The following is a 26,275-nucleotide window of genomic DNA, read 5'->3' as shown; positions in this document are numbered from 1 at the left end:
AGATTGTCCCGTGACGAGCGACAACCCGCGCCGGGTGATGACCAGCCGGACCATCTGGGAGGGGCGGTTCAACGCTCCGCTGCGCGCGTTCCTGCGCACCGAGACCGGCGGCGCACGGGTGGTGGTGGTCGCCGCGGTGGCGGCGCTCGTGTGGGCGAACCTGCACTCGTCGTCGTACGAGTCGGTCTGGGGCACGTCGCTCTCGGTCCGGCTCGGCGACTGGCCGCTGTCACACGACCTACGGACCTGGATCAACAGCGGGTTGATGACGTTCTTCTTCCTGGTCGCGGGGTTGGAGTTGCGTCGCGAGTTCGACATCGGCGAGCTGCGGGAGCGGCGGCGGCTGGCGCTGCCGATGCTGGCCGGGATCGGTGGCATGCTGCTGCCGATCGGGATCTATCTCGCGTTCAACGCGGGGCGGACCACCGCCGCCGGCTGGGGTGCGGTGATGGCCACCGACACGGCACTCGCGCTCGGCGCGCTGGCCGTCTTCGGGCCGCGCTTCTCGGAACGGCTGCGGGGTTTCCTCCTGACCGTCGCCGTCGTCGACGACCTGGTGGCGATCGCGGTGCTGGCCGTCGCGTACCCGCATCACCCCTCGCTGACGGCGTTGCTCGTCGCGGCGGGAATCTTCGGCGTCGTGCTGCTTGTCCGGGCGTGGGGCGTGCGGTTCGGGCCGATCTACGCGCTGTTGGGGGTGGCGGCCTGGGTCGCGGTCTCGGAGTCCGGTGTCGACCCGGTCGTGGTGGGCCTGGTGATGGGGTTGCTGACCTACGCCTACGCACCCGGGCGTGACGAACTGCAGCGGGCGAGTGACCAGTTCCGCCTCTTCCGGGAACAGCCCACCCCGCAGCTCGCCCGGATGGCGCAGGCCGGTCTCACCTCGGCGCTGTCGCCGAACGAGCGGCTGCAGACCCTCTACCACCCGTGGGCGAGCTACGTGATCGTCCCACTGTTCGCGCTGGCCAACGTCGGTATCGTGATCGACGGCGACCTGCTGGCCCGGGCCGTGACCTCCCCGGTCACGGTCGGCGTCGTGGTCGCGTACGTCGTCGGCAAGCCGGTCGGGATCGTGGTCACCGCGTGGCTGGTGGCCCGGCTGAGCGGCAACCGGTTCCGGCCGCCCGTGGGCTGGCTCGCCGTCGCGGGTGTCGGCACGGTCTCCGGCATCGGGTTCACCGTCGCGCTCCTGATCGCCACTCATGCGCTGGACGGTCCCGCCCTGGACGAGGCGAAGTTCGGCATCATCGTCGCGACACTCGGCGCGTCGCTCGTCACCTGGCTGGTGTTCCGTTCCGTCGGGCGACTCTCGCCGGCCCGGCGGGCGCGGGCGCTGTTGGGCGTCACCGAGAGCATCGTCGACCTGATGCTGCCGGTCGATCCGAACCGCGACCACATGCGCGGTCCGGTTGACGCGCCGGTGACGGTGGTGGAATACGGCGACTTCGAGTGCCCCTACTGCGGGCAGGCCGAGCCGGTGGTCCGGGAGCTGCTGGCCGACTTCGCCAACATCCGCTACGTCTGGCGGCACCTGCCGCTCACCGACGTCCACCCGCACGCCCAACTCGCCGCCGAGGCCGCCGAGGCGGCGGGGGAACAGGGCGCGTTCTGGGAGATGCACGACCTGCTCCTCACCCACCAGGACGCGCTCAGCCCCACCGACATGCTGGGCTACGCCGAACAGCTCGGCCTGAATCTCGACATGTTCCGGGAGCACGTGGCCAAGCGGATGGGCGTCGACCGGATCGCCGAGGACGTCGACTCCGCCGACCTCAGCGGCGTCACCGGCACCCCGACCTTCTTCATCAACGACCGCCGCCACCACGGCGCCTATGACATCACGGCGCTCTCGGCAGCGGTGAAGGCGGCGTTCGCGAGCGCCAAGCTCCGCCCCGAGTACCACCCTCGGGATGCCGGCCCCGGCCGCGAGGGCGGACCGGGGAGCTGAACGGCGAGCCCCAGGCCATTGCCGTTGCGGGATGGGCGCGGGGGCCGGGCGAGCGTGGACGAGACAACTAGATCTTGGCGCAGGGTTCACCTGGGGTGTCGGCCGACGTTTCACCGAGGCCCGACATCGGCCGTACGGTCGGGCGCGGATGATCCGAACACCCGATGGAGTGACCTTCGTGTCTAAAGTGTTCGCCGGCGTCGCCGCCGGCCTCGCCATGGTGCTCGCCATGGGTTCCCCGACCCTCGCCTCAGGGCCCAGCGGCCCCGCAGTAGAGCTGGTCAAGGACCCCGCGAGCTACGTCGACCCGTTCATCGGCACCGCCCGGGACGGCAACACCTGGCCCGGGGCGGTCCGGCCGTTCGGCATGATCTCCTGGAGCCCGACGAGCACCCGTGGCGACCAGACCAGCACCGGCGCTGCCAACGGGTACCAGTACGACACGACCAGGGTGCGTGGCTTCAGCCTCACCCATGTCAACGGCGCGGGCTGTAATCCCGGCGCAGCCGGCGACGTGCCGATCATGCCGTACGTCGGCGCGGTGGACTCCTCCCCGACGGCCGACACCACGGACGCCAAGTACGCCAGCAACTTCTCGCACACGAACGAGTCGGCGAAGCCGGGCCGGTACACGGTGACCCTGGACTCGGGTGTGAAGAGCGACCTGGCGGTCAGCACCCGGGCCGGCGTCGGCGAGTTCACCTTCCCCGCCGGGCAGCCGGCCAACCTGCTCTTCCGCACCTCGAACTCGCTCAACGGCAGCGAGGACGCGGAGATCACCATCGACGCCGCGCACCGGAAGGTGACCGGCTCGGTCCTGACCGGCGCGTTCTGTGGCCGCCGGGCCAACGGTGGCGTGAACAACCGGAAGACCTACTACCGGCTCTACTTCAGCGCCACCTTCGACCGGGCCTTCTCCGGCACGGGCGTGTGGACCGACGGCACACTCACCCCGGGTGGCACGCACGCCACCGGCGGGGAGGGCTACGCCACCGGTGCCGACCGGGCCGGCCGGGGCTCCGGCGGGTACGTCAGCTTCGACACCAGCGCCGACGCCGACGTGCGGATGCGGGTCGGCATCTCATACGTCAGCCTGGCTGGCGCCGAGCGCAACCGCGACGAGGAGCTTCGCCCGCGGGCCACCGTGCCGGACGTGGCCGAGCAGGCCTACCGGGAGTGGAACCAGGAGCTGCGCAACGTCCGCATCGGCGGTGGCTCGGAGGCTCAGCGCACCACGTTCTACACCGCGCTCTACCACGCCATGCTCCAGCCGAACATCTTCAACGACGTGGACGGGCAGTACCTCGGCACGGACATGAAGATCCACCGGCTGGCGAAGGGGCAGCGGGCGCAGTACGGCACCTTCTCCGGCTGGGATCAGTACCGCGCGCACATCCAGCTCCTCGCGCTGCTCAAGCCGCAGGTCGCCGGTGACTTCGCGCAGTCGCTCTACCAGTTCGCCCAGCAGAACGACGGCGTCTGGGACCGGTGGATCCACAACAACGGCGCCACCCACGTGATGACCGGCGACCCGGCGGCACCCACCCTGGCCACGTTCGCCGCCATGGGGGTACGCAACTTCGACACGGCCGGGGCGTACGCGTCGCTGCTGCGTCAGGCCACCGTGCAGAACCCGGCGGCGGAGGACGACGGCGGTTGCCCCGGGCAGTGCACCGGCCAGCGGCCGGCGCTCGACACGTACCTGGCGACCCGGTACGCGCCGCAGGACAAGTGCCACTGCTGGGGTGGTGCCGCCGAGACCCTGGAGAACTCACTCGCCGACTTCTCCCTGGCGATGTGGGCCGAGCGGCTCGGCAAGAAGAGCGACCAGGCGGCGCTCGCCGACCGGGCCAACTGGTGGCGCAACACCTACAACTCGGCGGCCACCGCGACCGACGGCTACCAGCAGGCCCGCTTCGCCGACGGCAGCTGGGCGGGTGGTTTCAACCCGGGCACCGACGTCGGCTTCGCGCAGGGGTCCAGCGCCACCTACACCTGGATGGTGCCGCAGAACGTCGCCGGCCTCGCCGACGCCATGGGGGGTCAGGCGAGCGCGGTACGCCGGCTGGACGGGTTCTTCCACGACGAGGCCGGCAACTGGGCCGTGCGGGGCGGCAGCGCCCTGCGCTACGACCCCACCAACGAGCCGGGTCTGCACACGCCGTGGCTCTACAACGGGCTGGGCCAGCCGTGGAAGACCCAGGCGACGGTACGCGAGATCGTCGACACCGCGTACGGCACCGGGCCCAGCGGCCTGCCCGGCAACGACGACCTCGGCACCATGTCCGCCTGGTATGTGTTCGCCGCGATGGGTGTCTTTCCGCAGACGCCGGGTCGGGCGGAGCTGCTGCTGGGTAGCCCGCTGTTCCCGAAGGTGCAGCTGAAGCGGGAGAACGGCGTCGAGCTGACGATCGAGGCACCGGCCACCTCCGACGCCAACCAGTACGTGCAGGGGGTGCGCCTCGACGGCAAGACATACGGCCGGTCCTGGCTGCCCGAGTCGTACCTGCGCGACGGCGGTCGGGTGACCGTGACCCTCGGCGACACGCCGAACCAGCAGTGGGGGACCGGCACGGACGCTCTTCCCCGCGATCAGGTGCCGGTTCCGGGTGCCTGCCGCCCGGGCGAGCTAGTCCCGGCGACGCCTGGCACGCCGGGGCTCGCGGGCGTCGGTCACTGGTCGCTGGACGAGAACGACGGAACGGTCGCCCGGGACTCCGTGGCCGGCCACAACGGCACGCTGGTCAACGGCCCGACGTGGACCGCTGGGCACAGCGGCGCGGCGTTGCAGTTCAACGGCGGCAACCAGTACGTCGACACCGGCGCGACGATCCTGGACACCATGGGCAACTACAGCACCGCCGCCTGGGTGCGGCTGGACGCGGCCAGCGGTTTCCAGACCGCGGTGAGCCAGGACGGCGCGAGCACGAGCGCGTTCTTCCTGCAGTACTCGGGGGAGAACCGCAGCTTCGCGATGAGCTTCGCCGGCCTGCGCGCCGTCGCCCCGATGACCCCGGTGCCGGGTCAGTGGTATCACCTGGTCGGCGTCCGTGACGCGTCTGCCGGGCAGTTGCGGCTCTACGTCGACGGGCAGCTCGCCCGGCAGGTCGACGCCTGCTCCGGCACCGAGTCCAGCGGCCCGCTGGTGATCGGCCGTGGCCGCTTCGGCGGCAACCCGGTGGACTACTGGCGGGGTGCCCTCGACGAGGTGCACGTCTATGACCGCGCGCTGGGGGCGGCCGAGGTCGACGCGCTGTACACCTCGGGTCGGTAGCGGCCGGGTCTGACGGACGGGGCTGTCGCGGTGCACCCGCACGACGACAGCCCCGTCCCGCCCGGCCTGGTGGATCCCCACTCACGCGCCTTACGATCCGGTGCATGCGGACCGATCCCTTCGTCGTGGCCTCCGACCTCGACGTGGAATCGCTCCCACTCACGCCGGACGCCGCAGACGTCTACCGCGAGCTCCTGCGGATGGCGCCCGTGCCGCAGCCGGAGTTCCTGGCCACCGCGTCACCGCAGGCCGCTCGGGCGCTCGTGGGGCTGCTGAGCAGCGGCGCGGTGCACCGCGACACCGCCGGCGTGCTGCACGTCCGACCGCCGCGTACCGCCCTGGAGAACTGGGCCGCGCAGCGGGAGATGGAGGCCGCCCGGGCGCGTGCCGCGGCGGAGACGCTGTCCGGGCTCTACCGCGCGGTGCACGGCACCGGGGCCGCGTTCGTCGAGGTCATCGAGGGCAAGAGCGCCGTCCGCGACCTGTTCCGCCAGCTGCAGGCCGGGGCCCGCGCCGAGGTGCGGGGCCTGGAACGCGGGCCGTACCTGCGCGACACCGCCCGGGTTCCGGAGGAGGTGCAGTACGACGCGCTCCGACGCGGCCTGCGCTACCGCTGCGTCTACGAGGGCGAACTGTTGCACGACGAGGCGATGCTCGCGGCGGTGCGCGCCGCGGTCGCCGCCGGAGAGCAGGCGCGGGTCTTCCCGGAGCTTCCCCTGAAGATGATGCTCGTCGACGCCGACCGTGGCCTCGTGATCCTGCCGCGCGCCAGCGGTGATGACGCCGACGCGATGCTGGTGCACCGCTCCCGACTGCTGGACGGGCTGTCCGAGTTGTTCGAGGTGTTCTGGCGGCTCGGTGCGCCGATCCACGCCACCGCCGACACCGCCCAGCCGGACGCCGAGCCGACCGCCGCCACGCAGCGGCTGCTCGCGCTGCTCACCGCGGGCCTGACCGACGAGGCCATTGCCCGTGACCTCGGCATCAGCAACCGCACCGTGCACCGCCGGGTCAGTCGCCTACAGGAGTTGCTCGGCGCGCGTAGCAGGTTCCAACTCGGCGTGCAGGCCACCCGACGCGGCTGGCTGTGACTGGCCGGATCCTGCCATGGCCGGTCTTCGTCATCGCGGGACCGAGGCGGCGAAACACTCCTGGGCCAGGGTGAAGGCCATTCGATCATCCGCTCCAGGAGAGGACGGGACGATGCCCCTTCCCACGACCGGGTCGCGCCGCCCACGCCGCGTGCGCCGGCCGGCCGCCCTGCTCGCCGTGACCCTGGTCGCGGCGGCTCTGACCAGCGGTGCGGCCGTGACGCCGGCCGCCGCGGCCAAGGCCGCCGAGCCGGACACCGCCGCCCTGGCGGCGTCGCTCGCCACCCAGCGGCCCTCCTGGGAGCCGTGCGGGTTGGCCGACGTCAGCCCCGAGGACGAGGCGCGGCTGCGGCTGACCTGCGCGACGGTCACCGTGCCGCGCGACTGGCACAACCCGGGCGACGGCAGGACGATCCAGGTCCGGATCAGCCGTACCGCCGCCTCCGGCAGCGACCGCAAGGGCATCCTGCTGGTCAATCCGGGCGGCCCCGGCGGCAGTGGCCTGTCGTTGGCGCCGTACGTGGCGAGGTCCGCGCCCGCCCTCGCCGAGCACTACGACGTGATCGGCTTCGACCCGCGCGGCGTCGGGCAGAGCACTCCGCTGCTCTGCACGGTCACCTACCGCGACACCGACAACACCAACGACCTGATCACCCAGGCCAACGTGGCCGGCTGCCGCAGCACCGAGCTGACGCCGTTCATCACCACCGAGCAGACCACCTACGACATGGACTTCATCCGGGTGCTGCTGGGCGAGCAGAAGCTGAACTACCTCGGCTACTCGTACGGCACCTGGCTGGGCACCTGGTACGCGGCGACGTTCCCGAGCCGGACCAACCGGATGGTTCTCGACTCGGTGGCCGCGGTCGGCTCACCCACCCTGCAGGAGACCTGGGACCTGCAACCGTTCACCCGGGACCGGGCGTTCCAGGAGCAGTTGCTGCCGTACATGGCCCGCCACGACGACCTGTACGGCCGGGGCACCGACCCGATGAAGATCCGGGAGATGTTCGAGCGGGCCGGGGGCACCCGCGTCGGCATGGGGCCGTTCATGTTCGGCTGGTTCATCCTCGGCGCTCTCTACGACACCCAGAACTACCCGACCGCCGCGGCGGCGGTGAACACGGTGATCCAGTACTACGAGGAGTGGAACGGCTGGACGCCCGAGCAGATTCTCGGTGCCGCGACGGCGAAGATGCTCACCGCACCGGGAGTCACCGCCGACGACCGGGCGTACATCGAGCAGTCGCGGGTCAGCGCCGAGGCGGCGTTGAAGACCCAGCGTGATCGGTCACTGCTGGCCCAGGGCACCGACGAGTACACGTACGACATCGACTACGTCTTCGAGGTCATCCGCTGCCAGGACGGGCAGTGGAACGACAGCATCGCGCACTGGAACGCGTTCAGCCGGCGCCTGACCCGCGACGCCCCGCTGGTCGCTCCGTACCTGCAGAACCCGCCGGCCTGCGCGTACTGGCCGACGAGCAACCGGATGCCGAAGTTCGACCGCAAGACGTTCCCCAGGGTGCTGATGCTGCAGGACGAACTCGACGTCGCGACCGCGTACGAGGGCGCGCTGGCGGCGTCGAAGAAGCTCCCCGGCGCGTCGATGATCAGCGTGGACAACGAGGGTAGTCACGGTGTCTTCCCGTACTACACGCCGTGCGTGGACGACCCGGTGTACGCCTACCTGCTGGACGGGCGCCTTCCCGCCGAGACGTACACCGGTTGCCAGGCGGTGCCGTTGCCGGGCGAGACGGCGGTGTTCGAGGTGGGTGGCAAGCTGACCGGCAAGGGGACGGTGCGGACCCAGCTGATCAGCGACGACATGCGGGCGGCGAACCGCATGCTCAAGCGGATGCTGCGTACCGAGCCGGGGCCCTCGTACCCGGAGTGACGGCCGACGGGTGCGGGCGGCGACCTGCCGCCCGCACCCCTCTTTCAGCTGATCGGCCGGGTCCTGTGCTGGTGGAGGGCATTGTCCCTTCAGCTGGCGGAAAGACCGGCGAGCCGGCTGGCGCGGCGGCCGGCGATGGCTACGACGACGGCCAGGGCCAGGGCGATCAGGAAGAAGACGCTGGCACCCGTGAAGGCGGCGTGGAAGCCGGCAGTCGGGTCGGTTGCGGAGCTGGCGCGGGTGTAGGCGATGGTCAGGATCGCGATGCCGAGTGACCCGCCGAGTTGGTGGGCGACGTTGACGAGGCCCGACGCGGCGCCGGCGTCCTGTGGCTCGACTCCGGCGACGCCGCCCTGGGTCATCAGGATGATCGCGATGCCCTGGCCGATTCCGATTACCAGCAGCGGCAGCAGGACGTCCGGGAAGTAGCTGGAGCCCGCCGAGATCCGGGACAACCACGCCATGCCGACCAGCGCGGTGGCGAGGGACGCCACCAGGAGTACGGGACGGCCGATCCGGTTCTGCAGGGGCCGGATGGCGTACACCATGGCGAAGAACATGCCGGTGATGGGCACGTACGCGAAGCCGGTCTGCAGGGCGCTGAGGTGCAGCACCTCCTGCAGGTACTGGCTGAGGAAGTAGAAGGTGGAGAAGGTCGCGCCGACGATGAGGATCCGACCGGCGTACGCCGCGGAGCGTTCCACGCTGCCGAAGAGCCGCAGTGGGGTGATCGGCTGGGGCGCCCGGTGTTCGATCAGCACGAAGACCACCAGCAGGACGGCGCCGAGGCCCAGCGAGACCACGGTGGTCGGTGCGTTCCAGCCGGTCGCGGCGGCCTGGAGGAAGCCGTACACCAGGGCGGTCATGCCGACGATGGAGGTCAGCGCGCCGCCGAGGTCGAAGGTCCCGGAGCGGCTCTCGGTCTCGACCAGGAACCGGGGTGCGAGCAGCGCGATGACGATGCCGATCGGGACGTTGACGAGCATTCCCCAGCGCCAGGACAGCAGGTCGGTGAAGACGCCGCCGATCACGATCCCGACACTGCCGCCGGCGCCGATGACCGCGCTGTAGAGGGCGATCACCTTGGCGCGGGCGCCCGGCTGGGGGTGGTCGGCCACAAGCAGCGCGAGTGTGGAGGGCACCGCGAGCGCGGCGGCGACCCCCTGCACGATGCGGGCGCTGATCAGCCAACTGCCGCTCGGCGCGAGGCCGGCGGCGAGCGACGCCGCGGTGAACAGGGCGATCCCGGCGAAGAACACCCGGCGGCGGCCGAGCAGGTCGCCGGCGCGGGCGCCGAGCAGGAGCAGGCCGCCGAAGGCCAGGACATAGGCGTTCTGGACCCAGGAGAGCCCGGACTGGGAGAACCCGAACTGCCGCTGCACGTGTGGCAGTGCGGTCGTGATGATCGAGGTGTCCAGGGTCATCATCAGCTGCGACCCGAGGATGAGTGCGAGGGCGATCCCGCGGCGGGAAACGGGAGTCGGGGACATGGTCCGCCTTCTTTCCGGGCTAGACTGATAGGAGACCTCCGGATAAGTGGAGGCGCACTATCACTATAGTGATAGGCGGCCTCCGGTTGCTAACGCTGGGAGACATCGGCATCGTGACGGCCCTCACCCACCTGCGCGTGGCCCGCCCACACCGGGCGGATGCCGCCCGCAACTACGACGCGATCCTGGCGGCGGCCCGGGTCGCCTTCGCCGAGCAGGGCGCGGAGGCCCCGCTGGAGGAGATCGCCCGCCGCGCCGGGGTCGGCATCGCCACGCTCTACCGCAACTTCCCGACCCGGGAGGTGCTGATCGAGAACGTCTACGTCACCGAGGTCGAGGCGGTGTGCGAGACGGCCGGGGAGGCTGAGCGCCTCGGCCCCCGCGACGGCCTGTACGCGTGGCTGCGGCGCTTCGTGGAGTACATCGGGGCGAAGCAGCCCCTCGCTGCCGGCCTGAACCGGGAGTCCGCCGCCTACCTGGAGTGTCGGCGGGCGCTCTACGCCGCCGGTGGGCCGTTGCTGGAGCGGGCCCAGCGAGCGCGCGAGGTGCGCGCGGACGTGACGATCGACGACGTCATGCGGCTGGCCAGCGCCATCGCCTCCGGGCACTTCCCCCGCGCCGACCAGCGCGATCACGTGCTCGCGGTCGCCCTGGACGGGCTGAGCACGCAGCCGGAGTGACCTGGGCCGTCCGCCCGCGCATCGATGTCCGAAGTGGACCAACTGCGGACCGTGTTCGGGGAATCACGATGGACTCGGGCCCTTGACTCTGGTGAAACATCAGGCCACCATCTGACAACGTTGTCACAGATCCCCGCCATCTGACAACGTTGTCATGTCTGGAGGCACAATGTCCGAGCCATCGCCCCTGTCGCGGCGTACCTTCCTCTCCGCCGGAGCCACGCTGCTGGCGTCGGTCGGGGTCACCGCCGTCCTACCGGACGCAATCGCGGCCGCCGCTCCGGTGACACCGCCCGCCACCCCGCAGGCCACCGACCTTGCCCTGTACCGCCCGGTCGCGGTCTCCTCGACCGACTACGCGCCGACGCCCGCGACCTTCGCCGTGGACGGCCTGCCGCAGGTAGGCGTGCGGGGGAGTGGTTGGCGGGCGGCCGGCAACGCCGATCCACAGTGGATATCGGTGGACCTGCAGGCGCTCTGCCGGGTCGAGGCCGTCACCCTGGTCTTCGAGGCCACACTCGCCGACGGGCCGTTCGACGGCAACTACACCGACACCGATGGCGACGAGATCCTCTCCAGCGCCGCCACGGCGTACCGCATCGAGGTCTCCACCGACGGCCGTACCTGGCGGTCGGTGTACGAAACGACCGAGGGTCAGGGCGGGGTGCAGGCCATCAAGCTGCCCGAGCCGGTCACCGCCCGATGGATCCGCATGACGGCCACGAAGCGTTCGAACAGCAACCCGGTGGGCCTCAACGGCTTCCAGGTCTACGGCGTGCCCCTGGCGGGCCGGCCGAAGGCCGAGGGCTGGACCAGTTGGGAGGACGGCAACACCGGTCCGGCTCCCGCGCTCACGGTCGCCGCCGACGGCACGGTGCCGCTGGAGTCGGGCTGGTCGTTGACGATGGACGACTTCGCGGGCACCGCTGACGGCGCCGAACTCTCCCGTGCGGGCGTCGACGTCCGGTCCTGGCTGCCGGCGACGGTGCCCGGCACCGTGCTGGGCACCCTGGTCGAGCAGGGCCACCTGCCCGACCCGGTGGCCGGCTTCAACAACATGCGCATCCCGGAGGCGTTGTCCCGGCACACGTGGTGGTACCGGCGTGCCCTGCGGTTGCCGCGCGAGCTGGACACGTCGGCCGGTCGGCGGATCTGGCTCGAGTTCGACGGCATCAACCACGAGGCGACCGCCTGGGTCAACGGCGTGCAGGTCGGCAGCGTCAAGCACCCGTTCGCGCGGGCGGCCTTCGACATCACCGACGCCCTCGCCGGTCACCGCGGCGAGCACGTTCTCGCCGTCCGGGTCACCCCGATGCCGCACCAGGGCACCCCCGGTGACAAGGGCCCCGACGGCCGTACCTTCCTCCAGTCGGCCCACCACTACCTCGACGCGCCGACCTACCTCGCGGTGTCCGGGTGGGACTGGATGCCCGCCGTCCGCGACCGGGTCACCGGCCTCTGGGACCACGTCCGGCTGCGCAGCACCGGCGCCGTGGTCGTCGGCGACCCGCACGTGCAGACCACGCTGCCGGACCTGCCGGACACCAGCGTCGCCGAGGTCACCATCCGGGTGCCGGTCCGCAACGCGACGCCCACCGCCACCACGGTCACCGTCCGCGCGGAGTTCGACAAGGTACGCGTCGAGTCCACGGTCACCGTCCCCGCCGGCGGGAGCACCACTGTCACCTTCGCGCCGGAGCGCTTCCCCGCGCTGCGCCTGCGCAAGCCCCGGCTGTGGTGGCCCAACGGCTACGGCGACCCCCACCTGTACGACCTCACGCTCACCGCCACCGTGAAGCGGAAGCTCAGCGACCGGCGTGAGCTGCGCTTCGGTGTCCGGCAGTTCGCCTACGACTGGCACCAGCCGATCGTGATCTCGCCGCCCGGCAAGCCCGCGCTGGAGTTCGTCGACGGGGCGGCGACGCAGACCGTCACGTTCGACCGGCAGCACGCCCGGCACGTGCGCATCCAGGCCGGTCTGCGCGCGACCGGCTGGGGCATCTCGATGTTCGCGCTGTCGGTGGCCGACGGCACCGGCCCGGACCTCGCCCTGCACCGCGACGCGACCGCCTCGTCGGCGGAGAACGACACCAACGTGGCCGCCAGGGCCGTCGACGGCGACGCGGCGACGCGCTGGGCCTCGAAGGCCGAGGACGACCAGTGGATCCAGGTGGACCTCGGCTCGGTGGTCGACTTCGACCGGGTCACCATCGTCTGGGAGCAGGCGTACGCGCTGGACTACCGCGTCCAGGTCTCCGCCGACGGCGGCGCCTGGGCCGACGTGAAGTCGGTCAGCAACGACACCCCGCTCGGCAGCCGCGCCGACCAGGTCGAGACGTTCGCCAGCCAGACCGCGCGGCACGTGCGCATCCAGACCGGTGCGCGGGTGACCTCGTGGGGAGTGTCCATGTGGGCGCTCTCGGTGCAGCGGCAGGCCGAGCCGGACGTGGACCTGGCCCTGGGCCGGACCGCCAGCGCGTCGTCGTCGGACGGCGACTCCAACGGCCCGGACCGGGCCGTCGACGGCAACCCACGGACCCGCTGGTCGTCGAAGTTCGAGGACAACCAGTGGATCCAGGTCGACCTGGGCGCACCGGTCAGCTTCGACCAGGTCACCATCGTCTGGGAGCAGGCGTACGCCCGCGACTTCGTCATCCAGGTCTCCGACGACGGGCAGCGATGGACCGACGTGAAATCGGTCAGCAACAAGATCACTGAGCTGAAGATCACTGTCAACGGCGTGCCGGTGTTCGCCCGGGGCGGCAACTGGGGCTGGGACGAGCTGCTGCGCCGGGTGCTGCCCGACCGGCTGGCCGACACGGTCGAGATGCACCGCGACATGAACTTCACGATGATCCGCAACTGGCTCGGCAGCAGCAACCGCGAGGAGCTGTACCAGGCCTGCGACGAGCAGGGCATCCTGGTCTGGAACGACTTCTGGCAGGCCGGCGGGTTCCTGCCCAACCCGCCCGGCTACGTGGACATCGCCGCCGACACGATCCGGCGGTTCCGTCACCACCCCAGCATCGTGGTGTGGTGCGGCGCGAACGAGGGTGACCCGCCGCCGATCGTCGACGCCGGCCTCAAGCAGGCCGTCAGCACCGAGCACCCGGAGATCCTCTACATTCCCAACTCCGCGAGCGGCATCGTGAGCGGGCGCGGGCCGTACCACTGGGTCGACCCGACGACCTACACCGACGTGAAGATGTACGAGGCCGACTCCTTCGGCTTCCACACCGAGATCGGCATGCCGGTCGTGTCGGTGGTGGAGAGCATGCGCAACCTCGTCGGCGACGCGAAGGAGTGGCCGATCAGCGAGGTGTGGAACTACCACGACTGGTCGACCATCGGTAACCAGCGCGTCGGCACGTACCAGGCGGCCATCGACGCCCGGCTCGGCGAGTCCGACTCACTCGACGAGTTCGCCACCCGGGCGCAGTTCGTCAACTACGAGAGCCACCGCGCCATGTTCGAGGCGTGGAACGCCAACCTGTGGCAGGACGCCACCGGTCTGCTGCTGTGGATGTCGCACCCGGCGTGGCACAGCACGGTCTGGCAGACCTACGACTACGACCTCGACGTGAACGGCGCCTACTACGGGGCCCGCAAGGGGTGCGAGCCGCTGCACGTACAGGCCGACCCGGGCACCTGGCAGGTCCGGGTGGTCAACCACACCGCGGCGCCGCTCACCGGCGTGACGGTCACCGCCCGGCGCTACGACCTGACCGGCCGGTCGTTGGGTACGCCGCAGCGGCAGCGGGTGGACGTGGCCCGCTCGGCCACGACGGCGGTCTTCCCGCTCGACGCGCCAAACGGTGGTGGGCTGCACCTGGTCCGCCTGGAACTGCGCGACAGCCGTGACCGGCTACTCACGGAGAACACCTACTGGCGCTACGACAAGGCCGAGCAGATGCGGGCGCTCAACGACGTGCCGAGTACCCGCCTGTCGACGTCGTCGAGCACCGTACGCGTCGTGGACGGGCGGAACACCGTCACCACGACGGTCCGCAACCAGGGTCGTACGGTCGCCGCGCTGGTGCGGCTCGCCGTGCGCGACCAGCGCGGTGACCGGGTTCTGCCGGCCCGCTACGACGACAACTACTTCTGGCTCCTGCCGGGGGAGACCCGCGAGGTGCGGGTCTCCTGGCCCGCGCGGCCGGGCCTCGCCCGTCAGGTCAGGGTGACGGCGCAGGCGTACAACTCGGCCAGCAGCTAGGGAGTACGCGGTGGGAAGCGGTGCCCTGAGCGTCGCTTCCCACCGCGGCCCGGGCCGGCTCCGCAGTCATGAGCGGCCGCCGACGGCGGCTGGGTCGGCGTGGCCGGTCGGCACGGTTGGTGTGGGCGTGTCGCGGATCAGGACGATGCTGTACGCCACGATCCATACCAGCCAGAGGAGCCAGCCGACGAGGCCGAGCAGGGCCAGCGGGTTGACGCCGTTGACGCCGTACGGACTCGTGGTCGCGGTGCTGAACAGCAGCGTGGCGGCGAGGAGGCCGGTACCGGCGTGCCATCGCGCGATGGTGCCGCCACGAATGCCGAACATCGACAACCCGACGAGTGCGGTCGCCAGGAGCACCTGGTTGAAGCCGAACAGGGCGGTGTAGAGGCCCCAGAGGCCGGCCACGCCTGCGGTGTCGTGCTGGGCGGCGGACATCAGCCCGAGCCGGGTGGCCTCGACGCTGATGAACACCACCGACTGCATGAGCACTCCGGCGAGACCGACGAGAGCCCACGGGTCCGTCCGTGCCCGCTCGTCGCGGCGAAGGCAGACGTACACCCCGGCGACGAAGATCGTGGCCAGCAACCAGGCTGTCGGCAGGAGCGCCGAAGCCAGGCGCAGTGCCCCGGATCCGGCAGCGAATACCGTGGTGATCTCATCCACGGATGCCGCTTCCGACGGGGTCGGGAAGCCCGCCGCGGTCAGCAGCAGGTTGGCCGTGATCAGGATGATGACGAAACCGATGCCGGCGATCCCGGCGAGGCCAGAAAAGCGCATGACGACCCCTTTCCGATCGGGCCTCACACCGACCTGTGGACCAGCCGGTGGAAGGCGGGTAGGGCGTGCATCCCGTGGGCGGCGAGCGTGGCTCGCACAAAGGTGTGGAAGCTTGGCCGGGTGAGTTGTCCGGAGAGGAATCGGGCCGCCCCGGCGGGCAGGCGCACATAGTTTACGAGCGCGAACGAGGATGGTCCGGTGGGTCGCAGGGCGGTGGAGTTGTCGACTCCGGTCTTGCTGGTGTACCAGCCGGTGACGGAGCGCCAGACGGCTTCGGCGTCGGTGTCCGGCGCGGCGGTGAAGTGGTTGAACAGGAAGGTGCCGTCGGTTCGGGCCTCGGTGTCGCCGATCCGGGCCACGTTGACGCCGACGAGGATCTGCTCGCCGTCGAGGGCTGAGACCTCGTCGCAGGTACGCACGGCTTCCAGGTGGTCCACGCGCGCCGTGCGGATGAGCATGGCGAGGTCGTACCGAGGTGTGCCGGGAAGGGGCGGGATGAACACCGTCCGGAAGACGTCGACCGACACGACGTCCGGGCGGCGCACGAGCGCGGGGACGGCCCGCACGAGCCGCGCCGCCGTCTGGCGCCGCTGTGGCGTGCGAGCGTAGAAGGGGAGCCGTTGTACGGGCGCGGCCTGGAAACCCAGATAGAGGAATCCGTACGGCTCTGGCTCGGTGAACTGGGGCAGCGGATAGGGCATCCTGCCTCCTTCGGCATCGAGGGGGAACGGTCGTCGGTCAGGTCAGTACGCGATGCCGATTGCCCGGCGGATGGTCACGGGGTCGCCGATGGCGGCGAGCATGGCGGGGGCAACAGATAGGGATCCTCGGTGACTGTTACCGTAACGGACAATATCGTGGACGTACAATACCGAGGTGTCTGACGATCCCGCAGCAGGCGCGGACCGGCCATTGGCCGCTCGAGCCAACTTCCTCCTGTCGCAGCTTGGGTTTCACATCGCACAGGCGTTCGCCGCGCGCCTTGCGCCGCTGGGCATCGCGCCGAACCACTTCGGTCTGCTCGTGCACCTCGATGGTGGCGAGGGTGGCTCGCAGCAGCAGCTCGCCGATGCGCTGGGCATTCACCGTAAGGTCATGGTCGGCCTGCTCGACGACCTGGAACAACGCGGCCTGGTGCAACGCCGGCGCCATCCCGCCGACCGCCGAGCCCACGCCATCTACCTGACCGATGTCGCGCGCCAACTGCTGCCCCGCGCTCGCAGGATCGCCGACCAGCACGAGGAAGAGGTCCTCGCCGCGCTCGACGCGAGCGAGCGTGTCGAGCTCATCGCCGTCCTGCAACGGATCGCCGACAGCACCGGGAACTCGCCGGGTGTTCATCCCGGCCTGGGATCGGCCTCCCGGTCCGGCAACGCTGGTGCCTCGGCCGGCGAATAACGCACCCGCTACTTCTTCTTCAGGACGGCCTCGCGCCAGATCAGGCCCGCGATGCTCGGCCTGACCTCGGTGGTGATCACCGCCATCGCTCGCCGGATGAACCGGTCTTCGGTCAACTGCGCCACCATGCTTGCCGCCAGATCAGCGCGTGCCGTGAACAGGCCGTCGGCGACGTTCTCCGCCACCTGGTAGCGCGTGGGGACTGGGTGGTCGAACAGCCCGGACGGCCGGACGATGGTCCAGTCCAGCTCACTGTCGCGGACGAGGGACTCCATGCGTCGCATGTCCTCGTGCGCGGTGCGGCCCATCCTGCGGTTGAACAGCGGATCCATGACGGTGTTGAAGAAGAACTCGCCGGTCGGTCGCCAGGTGGGATCCAGGACGCTGGAGCTGACGGTGACCAGGCGCTTCACACCGTGGCGGTGCATCGCGGCCATGATGTTCGCGTTGCCCCGCGAATAGACGGTGATCGGCTTCCGGGTGAGCGGAACACCGAGGCTGGACAGGACGGCGTCGCTGCCGGCCACGGCCCGGTCGACGGCGTCCGGGCCCGCGACGTCGGCGTTGACCACGCTGAGGCCGCTGCGGGGCTGGACGGTGTGCGGGCGGCGGGTGACCGCGACGACCTCGTGGCCTGCGGCCAGGGCCTGCTCGGTGATCTGACGGCCGGTGGGTCCGGTGGCGCCGAAGACGACAGTACGCATGGGCATGCTCCTCGTTGCGGGGTTGACGGCGTTGACCGTGGCACCGAAGAGGGGAATTATTCAACCGTGTTGAATAAAACCCGAGGCCGGCCCCGGGGCAACCCCGATACCAAGGCACGCATCACCGAGGTCGCCCGCGAGCTGTTCCTGAAGCACGGTTACCCGGGCACGACGGTCCGGGCGGTCGCCACCGCCGCCGGCGTCGACTCGGCGCTCATCAGCTACCACTTCGGCTCCAAGCAGGGCCTCTTCAGCCAGTCGCTCAACCTCCTGTGTGTCGACCCCACCGCTCTCGACCGGGCCCTGCGGGGTGATCAGGCCGGCCTGGCCGACCGCCTGCTCGACTCGGTCACCGGCCTGTGGGACGCTGCCGCGCCGGCGCAGAACCGGATGGCCGCACAGGACGACGACACGATGCGCGCCCTCCGGGACTACCTGGACGGTGAGCTGCGCCTCCGCATTGCTGAATTTCTCGGCGGACCCGACGCGACGCAACGCGCCACCGCCGCGGTCGGGGTGCTGGGAGGGCTGATCTTCACGCGGTACCTGAACCCGATCCGTTCGATCGGCGGGCTGTCCCCGGCCGACGTCCGGCAACTCTTCGGGCCGGCGCTGCGGGCCGCCCTGCACGGCCGACCCCGCAGGGCCTGATTTCGACGCCGCCTGAGGTGGGCGTTTCAGGGGCGTAAAGCCATGCCCGCAGGTCTTGCGGCGTTCATCGTATACAACATACGCTCCCCGAATCGCCCATTCGAGGAGCTCTCCATGACGAACCTCTCCGTCAGCGAAACGAGCCGTCTACTCCGGGCCGCCGTCGCGGCGGCCGCCGTCGTCTGCGCGGTCGTCGCCTGTTCACCGGTGTCGAACAGCGGCGACGGCGACCAGTCCGGCGACAACCAGTTGGCAGGCCAGGACTCCTTCGGTACGCCGGCCGACCCCGCCGCCGTGAAGCAGGGCGGCAAGTTGGTCATCGCCCTCTCCGCCGAGCCCGACGCGTTGGACCCGACGCTGTCGAGAAGCCTCTACTCCCGCTACGTCTTCCAGGCGATGTGCCAGAAGCTCTACGACGTCGACGAGAAGGCGCAGGTCGTACCGCAGCTCGCGACAGCGCTGCCCACCACGAGCGGCGACGGCCGGACGGTGACCATCCCGCTGCGCCCGGGCGTGCGCTTCGCGGACGGGACGCCGTTCGACTCCGCCGCGGTGAAGGCCACCCTGCAACGCCACCTCACCAACTCCCGGTCGGCGCGCAGGAGCGAACTCGGTCCCATCGACGGCGTCGACACCCCGGACGCGCAGACCGTCGTCCTGCGGTTGAAGCAGCCGTTCGCGCCGCTGCTGGGTGCCCTCGCCGACCGGGCCGGCATGATCATGAGCGCCAAGGCGCTGCAGGGTCTGGGTGACGACTTCGCCTCCGCGCCGGTCTGCGTCGGCCCCTTCAAGTTCGCCAAACGGGTGCCCCAGAACTCGATCGACGTCGTGAAGGACCCGAACTACTACGACGCGAGCAAGGTGCACCTCGACGCCATCTCGTGGCGGATCCTCACCGACGCGAGCATCCGCGCCGCCAACCTGCGCTCCGGCGACGTGCAGGTCGCCGACAGCGTGTCCACCCAGGACTTCGCCTCCCTGCGGCAGGACGCCGCGATCTCCGTCCTGCAGTCGCAGTCCCTCGGATACCAGGGCCTGACCATCAACGTCGGGAACGTCGACGGCGTCGGCACCGCGCCCAAGCCCATCAACCGCCCCCTGGCGCAGAACGCCAAGGTACGACAGGCCTTCGAACACGCCATCGACCGCAAGGCGCTCGTCGACGCGGTCTTCAACGGTCTGCACACCGCCGCCTGCTCGCCGATCTCGCCCGCGAGCCCGTTCTCGTCGCCCGAGGCGCAGACCTGCCCGGCGCACGATCCCGCCAAGGCCAAGCAGTTGCTCACCGAGGCGGGCGTGCAGACGCCGTACACGGTGACGATGCTCGCCTCCAACAGCCCTGACACGCTGCGGCTCGCGCAGGCGTTGCAGTCCATGGTCAAGGACGGCGGGTTCGACCTGAAGATCAACCCGGTCGAGTACTCGTCGCTCCTCGACGAGCAGGACCGCGGCAACTTCGAGCTGTTGCAACTCGGCTGGAGCGGGCGGATCGACCCGGACGCCAACATCACGAACTTCGTCGGCACCGGGGCCAGCCAGAACGTCGCCGGCTACAGCAACCCGCAGCTCGACACCCTGCTGACCCAGGCCCGCCAGGCCGGCGACGTCGAGGAGCGCAAGAAGCTGTACGGGCAGGCGGTCACCCTGCTCCAGCAGGACGACGCGCTCATCTACCTGTACCGGCAGCGGAACCTGACCGCCGTCAGCAAGCAGATCCAGGGCCTCCAGGTCTTCCCGGACGGTGTGCTCCGCGCGGGCTTCGCCGGCTTCGCCAAGTAGGTCACCGTGGCTCGATATCTGCTCACCCGCGCCTGGCAGTCGGCGCTGACCCTGTTGCTGTCGACGATCGTGGTCTTCGTCGGCGTGCGGGCGCTCCCCGGTGACCCGGCCCTCGCGCTCGCCGGCGAGGACCGCTCACCGGAGGCGTTGGAGGCGATCCGCCGGCACTACGGGCTGGACCAACCGCTGCCGGTCCAGTTCGCGCAGTACGTGGAGCGCATGGCGCAGGGCGACTTCGGGGTGTCGATCCGCACCGGCACGCCGGTCTCGTCGATGCTCACGACCGCCCTGCCGGTGACCGTCGAGTTGTCCGTCCTGGCGATCCTCATCGCCTCGGCGCTCGGGGTCGGCGCCGGCGTGCTGGCGGCGGTGCGTCGCGGGCGACCGGCGGAGTGGCTCGCCAACGGCCTGGCGCTGATCGGCCTGTCGGTGCCGCACTTCTGGCTCGGGCTGCTCGCGATCCTCTACCTGTCCGTGGCGACCGGGCTGTTCCCCGCCTCGGGCTTCGTGCCGATCCTGGAGGATCCCGTGGACAACCTGCACCACATATTCCTGCCGGCGGTGATCCTCGGGACCGGTCTCGCCGCCATCATCATGCGGCAGACCCGCTCGGCGATGCTGGACTCGCTCTCGTCGGACTACGTGCGCACGGCGAAGGCGAAGGGCCTACGGCCGCGTGCCGTCATCACCCGGCACGCGCTGCGCAACAGCCTCATCGTGGTGGTGACCGTCGTGGGTCTCCAACTCGGAGGGCTGATCTCAGGCGCGGTGGTCACCGAACAGATCTTCGGGCTGCCCGGCTTCGGCAAGATGACCATCGACGCGGTGTTCCAACGGGACTACCCGGTGATCCAGGCCGTCGTCCTGCTCACCGCGACGGCCTACATCGTGATCAACTTTTTCGTGGACCTGCTCTACTCGGTCATCGACCCCCGCATCCGGGTGACGGGAGATCCGGCATGACCGTCCCCGCCGTACCGATGGCGGAGACCGCCGTCGGCGTCACCCGGCGTAAGCGGGTACTACGCCGGTTGCGCCGCAACCCTCTCGCGGTGGTCAGTTTCGTCGTGCTCGCGCTCGCGGCCGTCATCGCGCTGCTCTCGCCGTGGATCGCGCCGTACTCCGTCGACCAGACCGACTTCGCCCGTACGGTCGCACCACCCGGCACCGCCGGGCACGTGCTCGGCACCGACGACCTCGGTCGGGACGTCCTCTCCCGCATCATGCTCGGCGCCCGGGCGTCGTTGCAGGTAGGGCTTCTGGCGGTGGCCACCTCCCTGGTCATCGGGGTGCCACTCGGGCTGGCGGCCGGCTACTTCCGGGCCTGGGACGCGGTCATCTCACGCTTCACCGACCTGCTGCTCGCCTTTCCGTTCCTGATCATGGCGGTGGGGTTGGCGGCGATCCGGGGAGCCAGCCTCGGCAACGCCGCGGTGGCCATCGGCATCGCCCAGATCCCCGGGGTGATCCGGGTCGTCCGCTCGGACACGCTGCGCCTCAAGTCGTTGGACTTCGTCGCGGCGGCCGTGGTGGACGGCGCGAGTGACCTGTGGGTGCTGGCCCGGCACATCCTGCCGAACGCGACCTCGGTGATCCTGGTGCAGGCCACGGTCGCCATCCCGGCCGCGATCCTCGGCGAGGCGGTGCTGTCCTTCCTCGGCCTCGGCATCCAGCCACCGGCGCCCAGCCTGGGCACCATGCTGGCCACCGCCCAGCAGTTCGCCGCCCGGGCACCGTGGGCGGCGGTCTTCCCCGGTGTGGTGATCATGGGCCTGGCGCTGGCGTTCAACGTCTTCGGTGACGCCCTGCGCGACGCCCTCGACCCGAAGGGGGACCGCCGATGACCACGGCGACCGCGCCCGTGCTGGAGATCCGCGACCTCTCGGTGTCGTTCCCGACCGAGACCGGCACCGTCTCGGCGGTGGACGGCGTCAGCCTTGACCTCGCCCCCGGGGAGATCGTCGGCATGGTCGGCGAGTCGGGGTGCGGAAAGAGCGTCACCGCGATGAGCATCGCCGGCCTGCTCCCGGGCAGCGCCCAGGTCACCGGTTCGGTGCGCCTCGACGGCACGCAGCTGGTCGGTGCCCGGGAGTCGGCGCTGCGTCGGGTCCGTGGCCGGGAGATCGCCTACATCTTCCAGGAGCCGATGACGTCGTTGAACCCGGTGCTCACCGTCGGGCGGCAGATCGGGGAGGTGCTCCAGGTCCACGAGCGGATGTCCCGACGGGCCGCGCGGGCGCGCGCCGTCGAGCTGTTGACGCTCGTCGGGATCCCGTCCGCCAGCCAGCGGGTCGACAGCTATCCGCACCAGCTCTCCGGCGGCATGCGGCAGCGCGTGATGATCGCGATGGCGGTGGCCTGCGGCCCGAAGGTGCTGGTGGCCGACGAGCCGACCACCGCGCTGGACGTCACCGTCCAGGCCGGCATCCTCCAGGTGCTGCGCGACCTGCGCGACCGGCTCGGCACGAGCGTCCTCATCATCACGCACGACCTCGGCGTGATCGCCGACATCGCGGACCGCGTCGTCGTCATGTACGCGGGGCGGGTGGTGGAACGGGCACCTGTGGACGACCTGTTCGCACACCCACGGCACCGGTACACCGCGGGGCTGCTGTCGGCGTCACCGCAGCCGGGGCGGCACGCCGGCACGGACCGGTTGACCGAGATCCCCGGACTGGTGCCGGTGCTGTCGACCCAACCCGACGCCTGCACCTTCGCGGACCGCTGCCCGGCCGCCGACACGACATGCCGAGACGCCGCCCCGCCACTGGAGGGCATCGGTGGCGAGGGCCACGTGGCGGCCTGTTGGCATCCCTGCTCGACGGCACCCCAGGAGGCGACCCGATGACGCCGCAACCGAACGCCCTGGAGATCGAGGACCTGGTGATGCACTTCGGCCCGGTCCGCGCCGTGGACGGGGTGTCGCTGACCATCCCGAGAGGTCGGGTCACCGCGCTGGTGGGGGAGAGCGGCTCCGGCAAGTCGACTGTGGGTCGCTGCGTGGTGCGGCTGATCGAGCCCACCGGGGGAACGGTCCGGATCGCCGGGACGGACGTCACCCACCTGTCCCGGCGGCGGCTGCGCCCGCACCGCGGGGCGGTGTCGATCGTCTTCCAGGACCCGGCCGCGTCACTGGACCCGCGCATGCTGGTGGGCGAGATCGTGGCCGAGCCGCTGCGGCTGGCCGGCAGGCGGCTCTCCCGGCGCGAACGGGACGCCCGCGTCGCACCGCAGCTCGAACGGGTGGGCCTGCGCGCCGAGGTGGCACGTCGCTATCCCCACGAGCTGTCCGGTGGGCAACGCCAACGGGTCAGCATCGCCCGGGCGCTGATCTCCGAGCCCATGCTGCTCATCGCCGACGAACCCACCAGCGCGCTCGACGTGTCGGTGCAGGCGTCGGTGCTCAACCTCCTCGCCGACCTGCAACGCGACATTGGGTTCGCCTGCCTCTTCATCACCCACGACCTGTCCGCGGTCGAGTACCTGGCCGACGACATCGCCGTCATGTACCTGGGTCAACTCGTCGAGCAGGGCACCCGCGAGCGGATCTTCGCCCGGCCCGCCCACCCGTACACGCAGGCACTGCTGTCCGCCGCGCCGGTGGCCGACCCGGTGCGCCAACGGCAGCGTCAGCCGGTGCTGCTCGGCGACGACCTGCCCTCCGCGCTCGACCCACCGTCCGGCTGCCGGTTCCGGACCCGGTGCCCGCTCGCCTTCGACAGGTGCGCGACGGAGGTGCCGGCGCAGACGGCGATCGGCGACGGCATGGCCGCGTGCCACCTGGTCCGGCCGGACGGCACCGGTCCCGACGTTCGCACCGCAGATCCCAGTGAGGTGTTGTCATGACGTTCACCACCCGACCCACGTTGCAGGGCACCTTCGGCATGGTGTCCTCGACGCACTGGCTCGCCAGCCAGGCGGCGATGGGCATCCTCGAACGCGGGGGCAACGCCTTCGACGCCGCGGTCACCGCCGGGTTCGTCCTGCACGTGGTCGAGCCGCACCTGAACGGGCCGGGCGGCGAGGTCCCGGCCATCGTGGCCACCGCGCAGGACCCCAGGCCGAAGGTGCTGTGCGGGCAGGGTCCGGCACCGGCCGGCGCCACCATCGCGCACTTCCGTTCCCTGGGGATGGACCTCGTCCCGGGGGCCGGGCCGCTCGCGGCGGCCGTACCCGGCGCTGTGGACGCCTGGCTCCTGCTGCTGCGCGAGCACGGCACGCTCACCCTCGCCGAGGTGCTGGAGCCGGCGATCGGCTACGCCGGTGCCGGTCACCCGCTGGTGGGCCGGGTCGGTGACACCGTGGCGGCCGTGCGGTCGTTGTTCGAGGAACACTGGCCCACCTCCGCCGCGCTCTGGCTGCGCGGCGGCCGGCCACCGCGCGCGGGGGAGATGGTCACCAACCCGGCGTACGCGGACACCCTGCGCCGACTGGTCGAGGCGGGGCAGGCGGCCGGCGCCGACCGGGAGGCACAGATCGAGGCCGCGCGACGAGCCTGGGGTACGGGTTTCGTCGCCGAGGCGATCGACGCGTTCAGCCGGCGACCGTTCCAGGACTCCAGCGGCCGACCGAATGCCGGTCTGGTCACCGGTGACGACCTGGCCGCGTACTCGGCGACCTGGGAGCAGCCCGCCACCCTCGACTGGCACGGCTACTCGGTGGCGAAGACCGGGTTCTGGGGCCAGGGCCCGGTGCTGCTGGAGGCGCTGGCCACCCTCGACGCGCTCGACGACCCGGCCGTGTACGACGCGGGAACCGCGACCGGTGTGCACGCCCAGGTCGAGGCGCTCAAACTCGCCTTCGCCGACCGGGAGGCCTGGTACGGCGACGACGTCGACGTGCCCGCCAAGGCTCTGCTCTCCCGGGAGTACGCGCGGGAGCGGGCAAACCTGGTCGGTGACCGTGCGTCGGCGCAGTTGCGGCCGGGCCGTCCCGACGGGGCGCAGCCTCGCCTGCCGGCCCACGTCCGACCCGGTGTCGGGCGGCGGGCCGACGCGACGGATGCGACGACGGGCGAGCCGACGGTGCAGTCGGACGGGGTGACCCGTGGCGACACCTGCCACGTCGACGTGGTCGACAGGTGGGGCAACATGATCTCGGCTACCCCGAGTGGTGGCTGGTTGCAGAGTTCGCCGACCATCCCGGAACTCGGCTTCCCGTTGGGCAGCAGGTTGCAGATGTTCTGGCTGGAGGAGGGTCTCGCCTCGTCGTTGGCGCCGGGGCGGCGACCGCGTACGACGTTGAGCCCGACGATGGTGCACCGCGACGGGGAACCGGTGCTGGCGTGCGGGACACCCGGCGGCGACCAGCAGGACCAGTGGCAGTTGCCGTTCCTGCTGCGGCACCTCGTCGGCGGTCAGCCCCTCCAGGAGGCGATCGACGCGCCGGCCTGGCACACGCTCGGCCTTCCGGGGTCGTTCTACCCACGGGACATGGAGCCCGGTGTCCTGGTGGTGGAGGACCGGTACGACGACAGCGTGCTGGCGGCCCTGCGGGCGTACGGGCACGAGGTGCGGGTCGTCGACGGGTGGAGCCTCGGTCGGCTCTGTGCCGTGACCCGTGATCCGGCGACGGGCGTGCTCGGCGCGGGTGCGAACCCCCGGGGGATGCAGGGCTACGCGTGCGGCCGTTAGGGCGTCACTCCGTAGCCGCCTTCGGCGTTCTCGTGGGCCGCGGCGGATGCCGCGTCGAGGTGGGCGAGCGCGGCCCGCTCGGCGCGGTCCCCGTCGCCTGACTCGATGGCGTCGACGAGCTGGATGTGCTCGGCCCACGAGTGCGGTGCGCGTTCCGCCGCCCCGAGCCGGAAGACCCACTGGACATGGAGGTAGAGCGACTTGGCTATCGACGACAGCCAGGGGTTTCCGCTGATCTGGAGGATGCGCAGGTGCAGCATGCTGTTCAGTTCGGCGACCCTGGCCAGGTCCTGCCGCTGGGTCGCCTCGCGGCCCTGGTCGAGCAGGGCCCGGAGGGCGGCCACGTCGGCGGCGGTGGCCCGTTCGGCAGCCAGCCGGGCGGCCAGCGTCTCCAGGCGCTCGCGGACGGCGAACATGTCGGCGATGGTTCCGCTGCTCGGTGAGGCGACGACCGCTCCCCGGCGGGGGAGGATCAGGACGAAGCCTTCGGCCTCGGCGACGCGGAGAGCCTCCCGGACCGGGTTGCGGGAGACGCCGAAGTCCTCGGCCAGCCGGTCCTCGGTGAGCCGTTCACCGGGTAGGTAGTTGCCGTCGATGATCGCGGTGCGCAGTGCGGCGAGGACCTGATCGCGTAGCGGCAGATGTTGGGCGCCGAGCTTGTCCCGCAGATCTTCAGCCACCTGGTCGCCTCTCCGTGAACATGTCCGGACGAAGTGTATACGAAGAACAATCTT

The 26,275-nt window shown here is 70.9% G+C and carries 19 protein-coding genes; 14 read left to right on the top strand and 5 right to left on the bottom strand.

Annotation, left to right across the window (positions count from 1 at the left end; all coding sequences use genetic code 11):
- Positions 1 to 10: 10 nt before the first annotated feature.
- From ABGB10_RS01150 to ABGB10_RS01135, 4 genes are all read left to right on the top strand, one after another.
- The gene (locus ABGB10_RS01150) at positions 11 to 1,948 is read left to right on the top strand and encodes a Na+/H+ antiporter NhaA (protein ID WP_347658920.1); all 1,938 of its coding nucleotides are present in this window, start codon (positions 11 to 13) and stop codon (positions 1,946 to 1,948) included.
- 178 nt (positions 1,949 to 2,126) lie between these two features.
- Positions 2,127 to 5,222: a GH92 family glycosyl hydrolase gene (locus ABGB10_RS01145; RefSeq protein ID WP_347658919.1), complete on the top strand. Its 3,096-nt coding sequence runs from the start codon at positions 2,127 to 2,129 to the stop codon at positions 5,220 to 5,222.
- 104 nt (positions 5,223 to 5,326) lie between these two features.
- Positions 5,327 to 6,313, top strand: a complete 987-nt coding sequence (locus tag ABGB10_RS01140) for a LuxR C-terminal-related transcriptional regulator (RefSeq protein WP_347658918.1) — start codon at positions 5,327 to 5,329, stop codon at positions 6,311 to 6,313.
- Positions 6,314 to 6,425: 112 nt separating this feature from the next.
- Positions 6,426 to 8,210, top strand: a complete 1,785-nt coding sequence (locus ABGB10_RS01135; RefSeq protein ID WP_347658917.1) for an alpha/beta hydrolase — start codon at positions 6,426 to 6,428, stop codon at positions 8,208 to 8,210.
- 89 nt (positions 8,211 to 8,299) lie between these two features.
- On the opposite strand, the gene ABGB10_RS01130 is transcribed toward ABGB10_RS01135, so the two are convergent.
- The gene (locus ABGB10_RS01130; protein WP_347658916.1) at positions 8,300 to 9,700 is read right to left on the bottom strand and encodes an MFS transporter; all 1,401 of its coding nucleotides are present in this window, start codon (positions 9,698 to 9,700) and stop codon (positions 8,300 to 8,302) included.
- Between the two features lie 113 nt (positions 9,701 to 9,813).
- Between ABGB10_RS01130 and ABGB10_RS01125 the strand changes: the two genes are divergently transcribed.
- Positions 9,814 to 10,380, top strand: coding sequence for a helix-turn-helix domain-containing protein (locus ABGB10_RS01125; protein WP_347658915.1), 567 nt, complete (start codon positions 9,814 to 9,816; stop codon positions 10,378 to 10,380).
- A gap of 169 nt (positions 10,381 to 10,549) precedes the next feature.
- A complete protein-coding gene (locus tag ABGB10_RS01120) occupies positions 10,550 to 14,596 on the top strand; it encodes a discoidin domain-containing protein (RefSeq protein ID WP_347658914.1) in 4,047 nt (1,348 codons plus the stop codon).
- Between the two features lie 66 nt (positions 14,597 to 14,662).
- Here the strand turns inward: ABGB10_RS01120 and ABGB10_RS01115 are convergent, their stop codons facing one another.
- Both ABGB10_RS01115 and ABGB10_RS01110 read right to left on the bottom strand, forming a co-directional pair.
- Positions 14,663 to 15,376, bottom strand: coding sequence for a hypothetical protein (locus tag ABGB10_RS01115; protein ID WP_347658913.1), 714 nt, complete (start codon positions 15,374 to 15,376; stop codon positions 14,663 to 14,665).
- Positions 15,377 to 15,399: 23 nt separating this feature from the next.
- Positions 15,400 to 16,077 carry a hypothetical protein gene (locus ABGB10_RS01110; protein ID WP_347658912.1) on the bottom strand — a complete coding sequence of 226 codons (678 nt, stop codon included), beginning with the start codon at positions 16,075 to 16,077 and terminating at the stop codon, positions 15,400 to 15,402.
- 175 nt (positions 16,078 to 16,252) lie between these two features.
- Between ABGB10_RS01110 and ABGB10_RS01105 the strand changes: the two genes are divergently transcribed.
- Positions 16,253 to 16,774, top strand: coding sequence for a MarR family winged helix-turn-helix transcriptional regulator (locus ABGB10_RS01105; protein ID WP_347658911.1), 522 nt, complete (start codon positions 16,253 to 16,255; stop codon positions 16,772 to 16,774).
- 8 nt (positions 16,775 to 16,782) lie between these two features.
- On the opposite strand, the gene ABGB10_RS01100 is transcribed toward ABGB10_RS01105, so the two are convergent.
- Entirely contained in the window at positions 16,783 to 17,478 is a 696-nt protein-coding gene (locus ABGB10_RS01100) for an NAD(P)H-binding protein (protein ID WP_347658910.1), read from the bottom strand.
- Positions 17,479 to 17,544: 66 nt separating this feature from the next.
- Here ABGB10_RS01100 and ABGB10_RS01095 point away from each other — a divergent pair, with 66 nt between their 5' ends.
- From ABGB10_RS01095 to ABGB10_RS01065, 7 genes are all read left to right on the top strand, one after another.
- Entirely contained in the window at positions 17,545 to 18,129 is a 585-nt protein-coding gene (locus tag ABGB10_RS01095) for a TetR family transcriptional regulator (protein ID WP_347658909.1), read from the top strand.
- A gap of 114 nt (positions 18,130 to 18,243) precedes the next feature.
- The gene (locus ABGB10_RS01090) at positions 18,244 to 19,908 is read left to right on the top strand and encodes an ABC transporter substrate-binding protein (protein ID WP_347658908.1); all 1,665 of its coding nucleotides are present in this window, start codon (positions 18,244 to 18,246) and stop codon (positions 19,906 to 19,908) included.
- A 6-nt stretch (positions 19,909 to 19,914) separates the two neighbouring features.
- Positions 19,915 to 20,871, top strand: a complete 957-nt coding sequence (locus tag ABGB10_RS01085; RefSeq protein ID WP_347658907.1) for an ABC transporter permease — start codon at positions 19,915 to 19,917, stop codon at positions 20,869 to 20,871.
- On the top strand, positions 20,868 to 21,752 hold the full coding sequence (locus tag ABGB10_RS01080; protein WP_347658906.1) for an ABC transporter permease: 885 nt from the start codon (positions 20,868 to 20,870) through the stop codon (positions 21,750 to 21,752). The genes ABGB10_RS01085 and ABGB10_RS01080 overlap by 4 nt, the downstream gene beginning before the upstream one ends.
- Complete coding sequence (locus ABGB10_RS01075) at positions 21,749 to 22,756, top strand: ABC transporter ATP-binding protein (RefSeq protein WP_347658905.1); 1,008 nt, start codon at positions 21,749 to 21,751, stop codon at positions 22,754 to 22,756. Before ABGB10_RS01080 ends, ABGB10_RS01075 begins: the two co-directional genes overlap by 4 nt.
- On the top strand, positions 22,753 to 23,754 hold the full coding sequence (locus tag ABGB10_RS01070) for an oligopeptide/dipeptide ABC transporter ATP-binding protein (protein WP_347658904.1): 1,002 nt from the start codon (positions 22,753 to 22,755) through the stop codon (positions 23,752 to 23,754). Before ABGB10_RS01075 ends, ABGB10_RS01070 begins: the two co-directional genes overlap by 4 nt.
- Positions 23,751 to 25,541, top strand: a complete 1,791-nt coding sequence (locus ABGB10_RS01065; RefSeq protein WP_347658903.1) for a gamma-glutamyltransferase family protein — start codon at positions 23,751 to 23,753, stop codon at positions 25,539 to 25,541. Before ABGB10_RS01070 ends, ABGB10_RS01065 begins: the two co-directional genes overlap by 4 nt.
- Here the strand turns inward: ABGB10_RS01065 and ABGB10_RS01060 are convergent.
- The gene (locus ABGB10_RS01060) at positions 25,538 to 26,221 is read right to left on the bottom strand and encodes a GntR family transcriptional regulator (protein WP_347658902.1); all 684 of its coding nucleotides are present in this window, start codon (positions 26,219 to 26,221) and stop codon (positions 25,538 to 25,540) included. The two genes, ABGB10_RS01065 and ABGB10_RS01060, sit on opposite strands and share 4 nt — an antisense overlap.
- Positions 26,222 to 26,275: the final 54 nt, after the last annotated feature.

The organism is Micromonospora sp. B9E7 (assembly GCF_039871815.1).
In the GTDB taxonomy this organism is placed as follows: Bacteria; Actinomycetota; Actinomycetes; order Mycobacteriales; family Micromonosporaceae; genus Micromonospora.
This window is presented reverse-complemented; position numbering and strand designations above follow the sequence as displayed.

What these genes read in the sequence shown, in the direction of transcription:
- ABGB10_RS01090 (WP_347658908.1), top strand. Translation starts at nt 18,244, where the DNA reads ATGACGAACCTCTCCGTCAGCGAAACGAGCCGTCTACTCCGGGCCGCC.
- ABGB10_RS01075 (WP_347658905.1), top strand. Translation starts at nt 21,749, where the DNA reads ATGACCACGGCGACCGCGCCCGTGCTGGAGATCCGCGACCTCTCGGTG.
- ABGB10_RS01070 (WP_347658904.1), top strand. Translation starts at nt 22,753, where the DNA reads ATGACGCCGCAACCGAACGCCCTGGAGATCGAGGACCTGGTGATGCAC.
- ABGB10_RS01140 (WP_347658918.1), top strand. Translation starts at nt 5,327, where the DNA reads ATGCGGACCGATCCCTTCGTCGTGGCCTCCGACCTCGACGTGGAATCG.
- ABGB10_RS01130 (WP_347658916.1), bottom strand. Translation starts at nt 9,700, where the DNA reads ATGTCCCCGACTCCCGTTTCCCGCCGCGGGATCGCCCTCGCACTCATC.
- ABGB10_RS01135 (WP_347658917.1), top strand. Translation starts at nt 6,426, where the DNA reads ATGCCCCTTCCCACGACCGGGTCGCGCCGCCCACGCCGCGTGCGCCGG.
- ABGB10_RS01080 (WP_347658906.1), top strand. Translation starts at nt 20,868, where the DNA reads ATGACCGTCCCCGCCGTACCGATGGCGGAGACCGCCGTCGGCGTCACC.
- ABGB10_RS01100 (WP_347658910.1), bottom strand. Translation starts at nt 17,478, where the DNA reads ATGCGTACTGTCGTCTTCGGCGCCACCGGACCCACCGGCCGTCAGATC.
- ABGB10_RS01110 (WP_347658912.1), bottom strand. Translation starts at nt 16,077, where the DNA reads ATGCCCTATCCGCTGCCCCAGTTCACCGAGCCAGAGCCGTACGGATTC.
- ABGB10_RS01065 (WP_347658903.1), top strand. Translation starts at nt 23,751, where the DNA reads ATGACGTTCACCACCCGACCCACGTTGCAGGGCACCTTCGGCATGGTG.
- ABGB10_RS01120 (WP_347658914.1), top strand. Translation starts at nt 10,550, where the DNA reads ATGTCCGAGCCATCGCCCCTGTCGCGGCGTACCTTCCTCTCCGCCGGA.
- ABGB10_RS01115 (WP_347658913.1), bottom strand. Translation starts at nt 15,376, where the DNA reads ATGCGCTTTTCTGGCCTCGCCGGGATCGCCGGCATCGGTTTCGTCATC.